This window comes from Novosphingobium rhizovicinum, assembly GCF_040813635.1.
GTDB classification, from domain to species: Bacteria; Pseudomonadota; Alphaproteobacteria; order Sphingomonadales; family Sphingomonadaceae; genus Novosphingobium; species Novosphingobium rhizovicinum.
The window spans coordinates 34,035-47,432 of the sequence record NZ_JBFNXR010000048.1 but is presented as its reverse complement, the minus strand read 5'-3'; the positions used below and the strand labels follow the sequence as shown (position 1 = coordinate 47,432).

The 13,398-nt window shown below is 64.6% G+C and carries 13 protein-coding genes and 1 riboswitch; of the genes, 7 read left to right on the top strand and 6 right to left on the bottom strand.

The genetic code is table 11. The features are described from left to right. Window positions 1-44: 44 nt before the first annotated feature. From sucD to ABUH87_RS12040, 4 genes are all read right to left on the bottom strand, one after another. Window positions 45-935 carry a succinate--CoA ligase subunit alpha gene (gene sucD, locus ABUH87_RS12055; RefSeq protein ID WP_367773973.1) on the bottom strand — a complete coding sequence of 297 codons (891 nt, stop codon included), beginning with the start codon at window positions 933-935 and terminating at the stop codon, window positions 45-47. A 49-nt stretch (window positions 936-984) separates the two neighbouring features. Next, window positions 985-1,947 (bottom strand): malate dehydrogenase, encoded by a 963-nt coding sequence (gene mdh / locus ABUH87_RS12050; RefSeq protein ID WP_367773971.1) that lies wholly within the window; start codon window positions 1,945-1,947, stop codon window positions 985-987. A gap of 197 nt (window positions 1,948-2,144) precedes the next feature. After that, on the bottom strand, window positions 2,145-2,453 hold the full coding sequence (locus ABUH87_RS12045) for a hypothetical protein (RefSeq protein WP_367773968.1): 309 nt from the start codon (window positions 2,451-2,453) through the stop codon (window positions 2,145-2,147). Between the two features lie 162 nt (window positions 2,454-2,615). Further along, entirely contained in the window at window positions 2,616-3,752 is a 1,137-nt protein-coding gene (locus ABUH87_RS12040; protein ID WP_367773966.1) for a cell wall hydrolase, read from the bottom strand. Window positions 3,753-3,964: 212 nt separating this feature from the next. After that, window positions 3,965-4,157: riboswitch (cobalamin riboswitch) on the top strand. A 102-nt stretch (window positions 4,158-4,259) separates the two neighbouring features. Here ABUH87_RS12040 and ABUH87_RS12035 point away from each other — a divergent pair. From ABUH87_RS12035 to ABUH87_RS12015, 5 genes are all read left to right on the top strand, one after another. Then, complete coding sequence (locus ABUH87_RS12035; protein ID WP_367773963.1) at window positions 4,260-6,155, top strand: TonB-dependent receptor plug domain-containing protein; 1,896 nt, start codon at window positions 4,260-4,262, stop codon at window positions 6,153-6,155. 143 nt (window positions 6,156-6,298) lie between these two features. Next, window positions 6,299-7,111, top strand: coding sequence for an ABC transporter substrate-binding protein (locus ABUH87_RS12030; protein ID WP_367773961.1), 813 nt, complete (start codon window positions 6,299-6,301; stop codon window positions 7,109-7,111). Continuing rightward, the gene (locus tag ABUH87_RS12025; protein WP_367773959.1) at window positions 7,108-8,070 is read left to right on the top strand and encodes a FecCD family ABC transporter permease; all 963 of its coding nucleotides are present in this window, start codon (window positions 7,108-7,110) and stop codon (window positions 8,068-8,070) included. The genes ABUH87_RS12030 and ABUH87_RS12025 overlap by 4 nt, the downstream gene beginning before the upstream one ends. Continuing rightward, window positions 8,070-8,834: an ABC transporter ATP-binding protein gene (locus ABUH87_RS12020; RefSeq protein WP_367773956.1), complete on the top strand. Its 765-nt coding sequence runs from the start codon at window positions 8,070-8,072 to the stop codon at window positions 8,832-8,834. The genes ABUH87_RS12025 and ABUH87_RS12020 overlap by 1 nt, the downstream gene beginning before the upstream one ends. A gap of 63 nt (window positions 8,835-8,897) precedes the next feature. Then, window positions 8,898-9,674: an N-acetylmuramidase domain-containing protein gene (locus ABUH87_RS12015; RefSeq protein WP_367773953.1), complete on the top strand. Its 777-nt coding sequence runs from the start codon at window positions 8,898-8,900 to the stop codon at window positions 9,672-9,674. 6 nt (window positions 9,675-9,680) lie between these two features. On the opposite strand, the gene ABUH87_RS12010 is transcribed toward ABUH87_RS12015, so the two are convergent. Then, a complete protein-coding gene (locus tag ABUH87_RS12010) occupies window positions 9,681-9,863 on the bottom strand; it encodes a hypothetical protein (protein WP_367773951.1) in 183 nt (60 codons plus the stop codon). A gap of 182 nt (window positions 9,864-10,045) precedes the next feature. Between ABUH87_RS12010 and ABUH87_RS12005 the strand changes: the two genes are divergently transcribed. Together ABUH87_RS12005 and ABUH87_RS12000 are read left to right on the top strand one after the other, a co-directional pair. Further along, entirely contained in the window at window positions 10,046-11,236 is a 1,191-nt protein-coding gene (locus ABUH87_RS12005) for a cytochrome P450 (protein ID WP_367773949.1), read from the top strand. Between the two features lie 14 nt (window positions 11,237-11,250). Next, window positions 11,251-11,571 carry a 2Fe-2S iron-sulfur cluster-binding protein gene (locus tag ABUH87_RS12000; protein ID WP_367773946.1) on the top strand — a complete coding sequence of 107 codons (321 nt, stop codon included), beginning with the start codon at window positions 11,251-11,253 and terminating at the stop codon, window positions 11,569-11,571. Between the two features lie 39 nt (window positions 11,572-11,610). Here the strand turns inward: ABUH87_RS12000 and ABUH87_RS11995 are convergent, their stop codons facing one another. After that, window positions 11,611-13,284 (bottom strand): M28 family metallopeptidase, encoded by a 1,674-nt coding sequence (locus tag ABUH87_RS11995; RefSeq protein ID WP_419956695.1) that lies wholly within the window; start codon window positions 13,282-13,284, stop codon window positions 11,611-11,613. Between the last annotated feature and the right edge of the window lie 114 nt (window positions 13,285-13,398).

The following is a 13,398-nucleotide window of genomic DNA, read 5'->3' as shown; positions in this document are numbered from 1 at the left end:
GGAGGGGTGAGCCGTGCGTCCGCTGTGGCCCCTTGCGGGGGAAGTTAGGCGAGTTCTTTCAGCAAACCTTCGAGAGTCACGCCCAGTTCCGAAGGCGAGGGAGAAACGCGGATGCCCGCCTCTTCCATCGCCGCGATCTTGTCTTCGGCACCGCCCTGTCCGCCCGACACAATGGCGCCGGCATGGCCCATGCGGCGTCCCGGAGGTGCAGTACGGCCGGCGATGAAGCCCACCATCGGCTTCTTGCGGCCGCGCTTCGCTTCATCCTTGATGAACTGCGCCGCTTCTTCCTCGGCCGAGCCGCCGATCTCGCCGATCATGATGATCGACTTGGTCTCGTCGTCGGCCAGGAACAGCTCAAGCACGTCGATGAAGTTGGTGCCGTTGACCGGATCTCCGCCGATGCCGACAGCCGTTGTCTGGCCAAGGCCCGCATTGGTGGTCTGGAACACCGCCTCATAGGTAAGTGTGCCCGAGCGCGAGACAACGCCCACCGAGCCCTTCGAGAAGATGTTGCCCGGCATGATGCCGATCTTGCACTCGTTGGGCGTGAGGACGCCGGGGCAGTTCGGGCCGATGAGGCGCGACTTGCTACCGGTGAGGGCGCGCTTGACCGGGATCATGTCCAGCACCGGGATGCCCTCGGTGATGCAGATGATCAGCTCGATCTCGGCGTCGATCGCCTCCAGGATCGCGTCGGCGGCACCTGCTGGCGGCACGTAGATGCACGATGCGGTGGCGCCGGTCGCAGCCTTGGCTTCGTGAACCGAGTTGAACTGCGGCAAGCCCAGGTGCGTCTGACCGCCCTTGCCCGGGGTAACGCCCGCAACCATCTGCGTGCCGTAGTCAAGGGCTGCCTGGGTGTGGAAGCTGCCGGTCGAGCCGGTCATACCCTGGGTGATGACCTTGGTGTTCTTGTCGACGAGAATGGACATCGAATTTATCTCCTGGGGAGGAAGAGTTTAGAAGCGCGAGGCTAACCGTTCAGGCCAGGCTCTCGTCGATGCCCTTGCAGGCGACCAGCAGTTCCTTGACCGCGTCAATGGAGACCTGAAGGCCGGCCTTCGCCTTGTCGTTCAGCGCAATCTCGATCACTTCCTCGACGCCGTCCTTACCGATCTTCACCGGCACGCCAACATAGAGGCCGTCAACGCCATACTGGCCTTCGAGGTAAGCGGCGCAAGGCAGAATGCGCTTCTGGTCGCCCAGGTAGCTTTCGGCCATCGCGATCGCCGAGGCTGCCGGTGCATAGAACGCCGAACCGGTCTTGAGCAGGCCGACGATTTCGCCGCCACCATTCGCGGTGCGCTTGACGATCTCGTCGATGCGCTCCTGAGTGGACTTGCCCATCTTGATGAGGTCGGGAACGGGGATGCCCTTGACGGTCGAGTACTCGACCACCGGCACCATCGTGTCGCCGTGGCCGCCAAGCACGAAGCTGGTGACGTCGCGAACCGAAACGCCGAACTCCCAGGCAAGGAAGGTCGAGAAGCGAGCCGAGTCCAGCACGCCGGCCATGCCGACGACCTTGTTATGCGGCAGGCCGGAGAACTCGCGCAGAGCCCAGACCATCGCGTCGAGCGGGTTGGTGATGCAGATCACGAACGCGTCGGGGCAGTTGTTCTTGATGCCCTCGCCGACTGCCTTCATCACCTTGAGGTTGATGCCGAGCAGGTCGTCGCGGCTCATGCCGGGCTTGCGCGGAACGCCTGCGGTGACGATCACCACGTCGGCGCCGGCGATATCCTTGTAGTCGCTGGTGCCGGTGATCTGCGCGTCGAAGCCTTCAACCGGGCCACACTGCGACAAGTCGAGCGCCTTGCCCTGGGGGACGCCGTCGGCGATGTCGAACAGGACGATGTCGCCCAGTTCCTTCTGCGCGGCGAGGTGAGCCAGAGTGCCGCCGATGTTGCCGGCGCCGATAAGGGCGATCTTCTTGCGAGCCATGTGCCTGTCAGTCCTTCACGAGCGGGAGCAGCGGACGAAAAAGGGCGGCCTGCCTTGCTCCGCAAAAATGGCAGGCTCCAAATTGCGTTCCGCGCGTGCCTAGGCCCGCGGTGCTGACAATGCAACACTCTAAAGGTGAAAAGCCCCAGTAATTACGCCTCTTAATGATAAAGGATCGCAATAGCAATAACCACCCTTTACGACACCGCCTCCATCTGAGCGGTGAGGCTGTCTGCCATGCGCCGGTCTAGCTGACGGCACAGGGCGAGCCAGTGCAGGCATGCTTGATCATCGCCGTCGCGCCGGGCCCACAATGCGCGATTGGCTGCGTTCTCGGCGGCGGCCATGCCGTGCCGCGCGAAGTGGCGCAGGGCAGCGGCCAGCAGAGACTGATCCAGCCGGTGTCGATCGTTGTCGTTCACCGGGCGCAACTCGACCGACCGGCAGCGGCATGCGCGAACGACAATATTGGATGCCGTGTTTGCTGCGGCGAAGCGGATGGTCATGGGTGCGGCCCTTTGTCGTTATTGATCTGAGAGGCTTAGCCGCATTGTCCTAATCCATCGGTGCAAGTCTATGGTTTCAGAGACGTTGAGGATCATCTGTCCGGCTTGCTGGACCGGCGTTCCGTCGCTCACGTCAGCAGATGAAATGCACGGGTACTCAGTTCACAAGCTGCCGACCGGGCTGGCGATCCACTGGCCGCTGTTGCGATATTCGTCTCGAACCTCGTGACCGCCCGGCAAGTTGTCGCCGCTGTAGAGCGCGTCGCCGCCTCTGCGCGTGAGTTCATTGGTGTAGAGAGGCGCAGCCGTTGGCGCGCCGGTATGAAGCGACGCCGCCGAGCGATCGGCCTGCATGGCTCCCCGATCAAACACCTGCTGGATGTCCACGGGATCGATTGAAGTGTCTCCGGCTTGGGCTGGCGCAGGCTGCCGGGGCCGAGGGCCTGGAGTGGGTTCGCCGCCGAGATAGGCGAAGCGGAAGACCGCATGTTTTCCGGCGGCTCCGTTGAAGCTGTAAAAGCGGTGAGCGCCGATGGTGAGCATATAGCGTAAGCTTGATGCCCAGTACGGATGGACTGCAAGCGTATGATAGTGCGTCGCCAGACCGGCGGGAGTGTAGACATAGCCCGCCAGCGCCTGCCGGGCCACGTTTGCGGCTCGGTCCCAGAACAGACGCTGGGGGCGGCGTGCCAGTGACCCGTCGCAGGTGAACGTGAACTGGCAGCCGGTCGTGCGTTCCGAGCCTTGAAAGACCACGCCGCAGACAGTGTTCGGATATGCGGGATGGGCGACCCGGTTAAGAACAACCTGGGCGACCGCACGCTGTCCGGCATCGGCTTCGCTCGCCGCTTCGTAATAGATCGCAGCCGTCAGGCACTGCTCTGCACGCAAGCGATCGATGCCGCTGTTGTCGACGCGCAGAGGGCGCGCTGCCGGTTCATTCTGAAAGACAGACCCGATCTCGGTCGCAATGGCAGAGTACGCTGCTGGTGCCGGGTTGGCCTCAAGATCAAGGTAGTAGAACGCGGAGCCGGGAAAACTCTCGCCCTTCCGCTCGAACGGCATCGGGTCCATTCCCGCCTCGTGCGCAATTGCGTCGCCGATCCGGAAAGCTGCGAGTGCGTTGGGGTTAGCCGAAAACGCCGGGAGAGCGGCGAGACCCATGAGGGCTGCTGCCAGGCGGGCCTTCTTGCGCTGGGCTTTAGCGCGATGGCCTCGCATGCCTTTGTGTGTCAGCCGTGCCGTGAAATCGCGGGAGCGCTGCTCGTTAAGACAGAGTTGGGCGAGGCGGGCCGTCATGCAATCCTGATTCTAGCGGGAGGGGGTGTACGGCGGCAGACCGTCACCCCCTCCGCATAAGTGCGGGCGCAGCGTAGAACAGCGGCGATTCCCTCGCGTCCCGTCACGGCACAGGGGCCAGCCATAGCCTTAAGAGCTTAAAGACTCCTGCTCCGCGAGCGCGGCGATGGTTCCGTGCAGTTACCCTTGCCAGGCCTGACTTGTGCTTCTATCCGCCCGCTCACGTCATGGGTGCCCGATTGCCGGGCCTAAGAGGGAATTCGGTGCGATACCGAGCTGCCCCCGCAACTGTGACCGGGGAGTCCACTCTCAACCAGCCACTGGTGCAGCTTCGAAGGCGGCCGGGAAGGCGAGGGTGGGCAGCGATCCGGGAGCCAGGAGACCTGCCCAAGACGGTCGTTCCGCGCCGGGCGGGGTGTACCGGAATGCAGCGTGGACCGCGCGCCAAGCAATGGGCGCGGCCCTCTCGCCATGAGCGGCAATTCGTTCAGGGCTGGAGGTTTATCTATGAAGTATCTGTTTTTGCTTGGTTCGTCACTCACGTTGGCGATGCAGGCACGTGCTCAGGACGTGCCGCTCGCCTCAGCGACCGGCGTTGGCGAAGGGACGGAGATCACCGTTCTTGCCACTGGCAGCCGCCTCGACATCGACAAGACTGGTCAGCCTGTCAGTGTCATCGGGACGGCGGAGCTGAAGTCGATCCAGGGCCCCGATATCGCGCGAGTGCTTGAGCGTCTGCCTGGAGTCACGTTCTCGCGAAACGGCAGTCTGGGTGGCACGACGAGCGTCTTCGTGCGGGGCGCCAACTCGCAGCAGGTGCTGGTCCTCATCGATGGCATCAGGGTCGCGGATGTCGCCGCACCGGGGGGCGGCTATGACTTCGCCAACGTCAGCGCCGGTGGCGTCGGGCGCGTAGAGCTTCTGCGCGGATCGAACTCGGTGATCTGGGGTTCGGAAGCCATCGGTGGTGTCATCTCTCTGACATCGCGCGAGCTCAATGGCGTCGAGACGACCGCAGAGTATGGCACGCGCGATACATTCGATGGTCAAGTGACAGCGGGCCTGTCCACAGACCGTTACGGTGTCACGCTGAATGGCGGGTACCTGAGGACTGACGGGCTAAGCCAGGCAGCGGCTGGATCGGAAGAAGACGGTTTTCGACAGTGGCGGGCCAACGGACGCGCTAGGTATGCGCTCACGTCTGCTTTGGAGGCGACACTCACCGGCAGGTACACACAGGGCAAGCTGGAGATCGACGGCTATCCGGCGCCTCTCTACGTCTTCGCGGACACGCACGAGTACCAGAAGACACGAGAGATTGGCGGGCGCGCTGGGCTCGCGTGGTCTTCCGACGCAGTTGATCTGAATGCCGGATACCAGGTTTCAGACACACGCCGCCGCTACTTCGACCCGAGCTCCCCGACGGATCCGACTTCGCAGACACAGGGGCAGAGTCGCCGTGCAGAGCTTCGGGGCGCATGGCGGGCATACGATGCTCTCCGGCTGGACTTCGGCGCAGATCACGAATGGACCCGCATCGATGTCAGCTCTGCGTCCCGCCGCAAGGCCCATCTTTCAAGCGGACACGCGCTGCTAGGCTGGTACTCGGATGCGTTCACAGTGGCGGCCGGCGTGCGCTACGATGACCATTCGCGCTTCGGTGATCGCTGGACGTTCGGTGCCAACGGTAGCGCCGCGCTCGGCGACGACTGGCGCCTGCGCGCGTCGTATGGTGAAGGGTTCAAGGTTCCCACGCTCTATCAGCTTTTCTCGGAATACGGGAACGGAGCGCTCAGACCCGAGAAGAGCCGCAGTTATGACGCAGGCGTGGAATACGGCGACCGCAACGGAGCGCTCCACTTCGCACTCACCGGATTTCGGCGCGACAGCCGCGATCTCATTGGCTTCATCTCATGCGAAGGGAGCCTCTGCGAAACCCGTCCCTTCGGCTACTACATCAATATCGGACGTGCGCGCGCAACCGGCATGGAACTCGAACTGGGCGCCAGGATGAGCAGCACGTTGCGCGGACAGGCAGCCTACACTTACGTCAAATCGATTGACCGAACCGAGGGCGGAGTGAGCGAGGGCAACGACCTCGCAAGACGTCCGCGGCACACGCTGACGGCCTCGCTCGATTGGTCGCCCATCACGGCGGGCCCACTTACCGGCTTGGCGATCGGCGGCGACGTGCGGCTCGTCGGGGAAAGCTATGACGATCCGGGCAATTTCACGCGTCTTTCCAGCTACGTCCTGGGGACTCTGAGGGCGAGCGTGCCTGTGACACAGTATCTTGAGATTTTCGGCCGTGTAGAGAACCTTGCGGATGAAAGTTATCAGACAGTCTCCGGATATGGCACGGCCGGACGGTCTGCCTTCGTGGGTCTGCGAGCCCGGATGTGACAGGAGGGGCTCGCCCTGTCCCTGGAACGGCTGCCCGGACAAAGGGCCTGCCGGCTGGCGACGCCTCTGCCGGCGTGCTCCGTAAGGCTGGCGCTGTGCTCATTTGCGCCTTGATTTCGGCCTGCGCGAGCCCGGCGGCTGAGGTGCCCCGCAGCGATACGCGCCCGACGCTCGTGTCGCTCAACCCGTGCAGTGACGCCACGCTCGCGGAAGTCGCTGCGCCAGGGCAACTCCTCGCCGTCTCTCACTATAGCCTGGATCCTGCCGCAAGCTCGATGGGTGTCGCGGCGGCAGAACGCTTTGGGGCTGTGTCCGGCTCGGTCGAGGAGATTGCAGCTTTGCAGCCGGATATGGTGGTCGCTGACATCTTCCTTCCGCCCGCGACGCGGCAGGCCCTGGAAGACCTGGGCATCAGGGTGGTGAGCATTGGCGCGACGGATTCTGTGGAGACCAGCAAGGCGCAGATCCGTCAGCTCGCGGAAGAGACCGGGAATAGTGAGCAAGGTGAAGATCTTATCAGCAAGATTGAGCATGCCTTGGCAAGTTCTGCGCCGCAGCGGGGCGCGGCGCCGATCCCGGCCATCGTGTGGCAATCCGGCGGCATCGTTGCGGGAGACAGCACTCTGGTTGCCGATCTCCTGCGCCGGACCGGCTTCATCAACGGGGCAGCTGCGCGAGGGCTCCGACAGGCAGACTATCTGCCCCTAGAGGCTGTGCTGGCTGATCCGCCAGAGGTGGTCATCGCTGCTGGCGACGCTCACTCTCAGGAGAACCGGCTGCTCTCCCATCCTGCTCTCCGCGCTCTGCCGGACATTCGGTATGCGGCGTTCGACAGTACGCTTCTGTGGTGCGGGGGACCCACTATCATCCGGGCGGTGGAACGCTTGGCGCGTATCAGGCGGGGGCTCCCTTCCTCGGCATCGGCCGCACGGTTCTCTGGACTGGCAACGCCATGAACCGTGCGCTCTGGGCCCTTCTGCTGGCACTCGCCGTGGTTGTACCATTGTCCCTGCTGGCAGGGCGCGTCTGGATCGACCCGTTCGATCCGCAGACGCGCAATGCTCTGGTGATTGTCCTTGAGCTGCGTATGCCGCGGGCCGCTCTCGCGCTGGTGGTCGGTGCGGGATTAGGAAGCGCGGGGGCGGCGATGCAGGGTTACTTGCGCAATCCGCTGGCCGATCCAGGGCTGTTCGGGATCGCGCCGGGCGCGGCCCTGGGAGCGGTGCTGAGCTTCTGGGCGGGCTATGCCGCCTCGGCCTGGCTTCTGCCGATCTCGGCGCTTCTGGGCGCAGGAGGCGCGATGGCGCTGCTGGCGCTCATTGCCGGGCGAGACGGCGGAATTGCGCTTTTCACACTGGCGGGGCTGATGATCGCCAGTCTTGCGGGTGCCTTGATGAGCCTGGCGATCAGCCTTTCGCCCACGCCTTTCGCCATGAGCGAGATTGTCACTTGGTTGATGGGTGCACTGGCGGACCGCTCCTGGCGAGAGGTCTGGATCGCTGCGCCGTTGACCGGACTGGGTATCGGATTGCTGATGCTGGCTGGCCGCAGCCTGGACGCTCTGACGCTGGGCGAGGCGGCGGCGCGCTCTCTCGGAGTGGAGCCGAGAAAGTTGCAGGCGCTGCTCGTTGCGGGGGTGGGCCTGACCGTCGGCGCGAGTGTTGCGGTGGCAGGGATCATCGGCTTTGTGGGATTGATCGTGCCGCACCTCATCCGTCCGCTGACGGACCGCCGGCCGTCTTCGCTGCTCCTGCCGAGCGCGCTGGCCGGAGCGCTTTTGCTGCTGATGGCGGATTGCCTGTGCCGTATCCTGCCGCTTGCGGGTGGAGAATTGCGCCTCGGCATCGCGCTTAGCCTCATCGGTGCGCCGTTCTTCCTGCACCTGCTGATCAAGATGCGACGGGGGCTTGCCTGATGGCCGGGGATCTTGTCCTGGAGCATCTGGTTGTAACCGACCGGCTCGACGCGATCAGCTCGCACCTCGCACCCGGTGCCGTTACGGCGATCTGCGGTCCCAACGGTGCAGGCAAGTCCACGCTTCTGTCATGTCTCGCGGGGCTGCTTACGCCAGACGCCGGGACCGTGGGCTTGGGAGAGATCCCCTTGTCCCAGATGGCCGCCGACGCGCGGGCCCGGTCTCTGGGCTACTTGCCGCAGGCTCCCGAAGTCGCGTGGGATCTCTCGGTCGAGACTCTGGTGTCCCTGGGGCGCCTGCCGTGGCGGGGGGCTCCAGCGCAGGAGGCGCAAGCTGCCATCGATGCCGCCATCGCTGCGATGGACCTGGGGGGGCTGCGTACCCGCTCCGTCTCGCGGCTGTCAGGCGGTGAGCGCGCGCGTGCCCTGATGGCTCGCGTGCTCGCCACAAAGCCGGACTGGCTGCTGGCCGACGAACCGCTCGCCAACCTGGATCTGGCTCATGCGGCCTCTCTCATGCGCCGGTTCCACGAGCAGGCGGCGGAGGGGCGCGGCGTGGTGCTGGTGCTGCACGATCTCGCGACCGCGATGAACCATGCCGACCGGGTGCTGGTCTTGAACCGCGGGCGCTTGATCGCGGACGGGACGCCCGATGAAGCGCTGTCGGAAGCGGTCATCCGGAAGGTCTGGTCAGTGGATGTGCAGTGGCTGGGCGAGAGAGGCACGCGCGCGTTGGCGGTAGGGCTCGCTAGCGACGAGAAATAACTTTCCTACAGCACTGGGCTCGCGATACCGGGAAGGTCACTCTCTGAACGGGAAGGACGATCCATGCGCGACGAATTCACCGGAAACCCGGCGCCCCTCGAAATTTCGGATTACGTCGCGGCGGCGAGGGAGCTGGGGTGCAGCGTGGCCGCTTTGCGCGCGGTCGCGCATGTGGAGAGCGCCGGGAGCGGCTTCCTTCCCAATCGACGTCCGAAGATCCTGTTCGAACGGCACATCTTCCACCGGCGAACGCGCGGAGAGCACAGCGCTGCCCACCCGCACATCTCGTCTGCCAGACCGGGCGCTTATCTCGGAGGCGCGCGCGAGTACGAGCGGCTGCATGCCGCCATGGCCCTCAATCGTACTGTCGCGTTGGAAAGTGCCAGCTGGGGCAAGTTTCAGATCATGGGCTTCAATCATGCCTTGTGCGGGCACGAGGATGTCGAAAGCTTCGTCGCCGGCATGGTTGCGGGAGAGGGGCCTCAACTCGCGACATTCACCGCATTCCTGAAATCGGCGGGCCTCGCGGACGAACTCCGGCGCTGCGATTGGGCGGGGTTTGCGCGCGGCTACAACGGACCCGCCTACGCCGCCCATGCGTATGACCGGAAGATTGGGAGTGCGCACGCCCGCTTTCTCGAGGAAGAGTGCGCGAGGCCGCTACTCAAGCTGGGCGACCAGGGAGACCATGTGGCGCAACTGCAGACGCTGCTTGGAGCACGCGCCGACGGAGCGTTCGGTCCCCTCACTCTGCAGGCCGTTCTCGCGCTTCAGAAGAGAAACGGGATCAGCGCGGATGGTATAGTCGGCCCGGTCACCTGGGCCAGGCTGCTGGCCTGATCGGGATCAGGTCACTTGCCCGCGAGCGAGTGGATTGTCGACGTCGGGAGCGCGTGAGTAGGACGAGGACCCCTCGGCCAGCGTCTCGTCCAGGTGGCGATCGAAGACCAGCGATCCCGTCCGCTTGTCCAGGCGGGTGCGACGATAGGGAATTTCGTTCCCAATGATGGGTTTATGAGCTTCGTTCATGGCTCTCTCCTCACGATACCAAGCTGCCGCCAGCCTCGCTGGCAACCTTTCCCTTATGAACGCAGGTGTCGCCAGCGAAGTTCCGCTCACGTTGCGGACCAGTGTGATCCATTGTATATCACTGCGTAAGCTTCCGGGGACTCAGGGAGCGCACCAGAAGCAGCTTCGGAGAGGAAGCAGAGATGAACGCAAGTGCCGCCAAGTGCCCGATGCATGAAGGCCGTGACGACCGGAAGAGCGGCAAAGTGGCCGAGGCGAACCTGAGGCCGCAGGAAGGAGCCCGCGTTATCGGCAACTTCGCGGCGGCGCGCGAGGTCCTGCGCTCGCCCAAAGGACGGCAGGCCGGGGCCAGTGCAGAGCAAGTGGATCTCAGCCGCCCCGGCGAGATTTCCTTCTTCTTCCTCGACGGAGACCTGCACCGCAAGCGCCGCGCCGCGGTGGCCGGGCTATTCGCACCCAAGACCATCGTGACCCGGCATCGGGCGGTGATGGATCGGACAATGGATCAGATCGTCGCGGACCTGCAAGCGCGCGGCTCCGCGCCTCTCGATGAGATGAGCTGGCAGATGGCGGTCGATGTCGCGGCGGACATCGTCGGTCTGACCAACAGCGACAGCAAGGGACTGGCGAAGCGTGTGAAAGCGGTGCTCGACGCCAGCATGGAACGTAAGCCCGGCTTCCTCAACAAGCTGATCTTCACCGCCAAGGCGCTGAGCCGCGTCAACGCGTTCTGGAAGCACGACCTTGCGCCCGCTGTCGAGGCGCGCCGCAGGGCGCCGAAGGACGATGTCATCACCTATCTGGTGCAGAATAACTACTCCCGAAAGGGCATGCTGATGGAGTGCCTGAGCTACGGCGGCGCAGGCATGATGACCACGCGCGAGTTCATCGTGATGTGCGCGTGGCACTTGTTCGACAAGCCGGACTTGCGCGAACGCTTCCTCAAGGGCCCGGAGGACGATCAATTCGCCATCCTGGAAGAGATCCTGCGGCTGGAACCGGTCGCCTCGCTGCTGCACCGGCGCGCGGCTGAGCCGATCGATGCGAAGACAACCACGGTGGCTAAGGACGAGACGGTGTGCCTCAGCATTCGTGACGCGAATGTCGATGAAGCGATCACCGGCCCTTGTCCTTACGAGCTGGACCCGGATCGCGCCAAGCGGATGAAGGTGGTCGGCCCTTACATGAGCTTTGGCGATGGTCCGCACCGCTGCCCCGGTGCGCAAGTCGCGCTGCACGAAACGCGGTTGTTTCTCGAGCGGCTATTTCGCCTTCCCGGCATTCGACTGGTGTCTGAGCCGGAGGTGATCTGGAATCCCCACATCCAGGGTTATGAACTTCGCGGCGCGGTCGTCGCCTGCGATCCGGCCTGACGGGAAGCGGGAGCATGCCTTCCATCACGTTCATTGCCGCCGATGGCGCCAGCCATGTCATCAAGGCGCAGGAAGACCTCTCCCTGATGGAGAACGCGGTCGCGCAAGGCGTGGAAACCATTGAGGCGGTCTGCGGCGGGAACGCCTATTGCGGGACGTGCCGCGTCTACCCCGAAGCGGCATGGCGCTCCGTTCTTGGGGAGGCGACCGAGATCGAGCTGCCCATGATAGAGGCGGCGGGCGACGACACTGACGGCGTGCGCCTGTCCTGCCAGATACGCGTCACGCGGCAGCTTGACGGACTGGTGGTTCGCACGCCTCCTTCACAGAGTTGATGAACTGAGGGGGCGGACGCGTGCCGCCCCCGCGTCCTCTCAGCGTCTCACTGGCTTGCTCTCGTCCCGGATCGCTTTGAACTCGGAGCCGGCCTTCCACTCGGGCCAGCGGGTCGAGTTCGCCAGGTTCTCCGCGATGGTGCCGGCCAGTTCGATGTCCTGAATGGCGCCGGCCAGGTTCCAGTCCGCGCTCCAGGCGTCGCACGCCTGGTGATAGCAATTGCCGGTATACTGGTCGATCCAGGCCTGCCCCGCTGCGCGCCCGCCTTCCTTCAGGTCCGCCGCGCCCGCGATGCCCATCAGCAGCATGACAGGAACGCCGCGCTTGGCGAAGGAGAAGTGGTCGGCGCGATAGAACAGCCCGTTCTCGGGCAGGCTCTCCGGAGTGACGGTGCGCCCCTGCGCCTTTGCGACGACTGCCATCTCGTCCTCCAGCGTGTTCTGCCCCTTGCCGACCAGCACCACATCGTTCGCCGCACCGGCGGTCTGGAGAATGTCGATGGCCAGATTGGCGACGGTCTTCTCTATCGGATAGACCGGATTGGCCGCGTAGTACTCGCTGCCGAGCAGACCGCGCTCCTCGGCAGTCCACGCCGCCACAACGACGCTGCGCTCGGGCGGCGGTCCTGCGTTAATGGCGCGTGCGATGTCGAGAATGCCCGCCAGCCCAAGCGCGTCGTCGTTCGCACCGGCGCGATAGATGCGGCCCTGCGCGTCGGGTTCGCCGGCGCCGTAAGCGTCCCAATGTGCGCCGAGGACGATCGTCTCTTCCGGCCTTTGCGCGCCGGGAATGCGGCCGATCACGTTGTGGCTGGCGATCTGTTCATGGCTGACCGGAACGTCGGCGCTGAAGGTGACGCCTTTCAGGGGGACCGGACGGAAGTCAGCGCGGCTCGCGGCAGCCCGCAGCTGGCTGAGATCAAGCCCCGCGCGGTTGAACAGCGTCTTCGCGGCATCGCCTTCGATCCAGCCTTGCAGGCGCAGGCTGGTCAGGTCCTCGGGCTTTCGCACGATGTCATAGTTCTCGCCACGCGGGCTGGTCACTACATTCCAGCCATAGCCTGCCCCTTCGGTGTCATGGACGATCAGTGCCCCCACTGCGCCCCGGCGCGCCGCTTCCTCGAACTTGTAACTCCACCGGCCGTAGTAAGTCATGGTGCGGCCGCCGAACTTGCCGAACGGGGCCTCACCTTGCGTGGCGGAGAAGTCCGGATCGTTGACGAGGAACACGGCGACCTTGCCCTTGAGGTCGACATCCTTGAAGTCGTCCCACTGGCGCTCGGGCGCGGTCACGCCATAGCCGACGAAGACCACCGGCGCCTTGTCGATCCGTGCAGCATCATCGGGCCTGAGCGTCGAGACGTAGATCTCCTTGCCGAGCGACACCGGCATCCGTCCTTGGGGACCGGTGAAGGCCATCGTTCCCTTGCCCAGTGTCGTATGCAGCAGGGGAACCGTCTGGAGCCATTGTCCATCCGGTCCTCCCGGCTCGAGCCCCACGTCCTGCATGCGGGCGATGAGATAGCCGATGGTGCGCTCTTCACCCTTGGTGCCCGGCGCTCGCCCTTCGAATGCGTCCGACGCCAGCGTCTTCACATCGCGGACGATACGCTCAGGATCCACGGTGACTTTCGCGTGAGCGGAAGGCGCGGCGGTGGCAAGGACGGCAGCGACGGCGGCGAGCGGGAGGAGTGTGCTTCTCATCCCGCGCATCCTAACCAGCCATCGCCCTGAGGCAACCGTGCTGCGGATGCGGCGCTTTTCGGTCAGGGCATTGCGATAATGAGGGCGCACCCCATCTTCGTCCCGACCTTTGGCGGGGGCCTT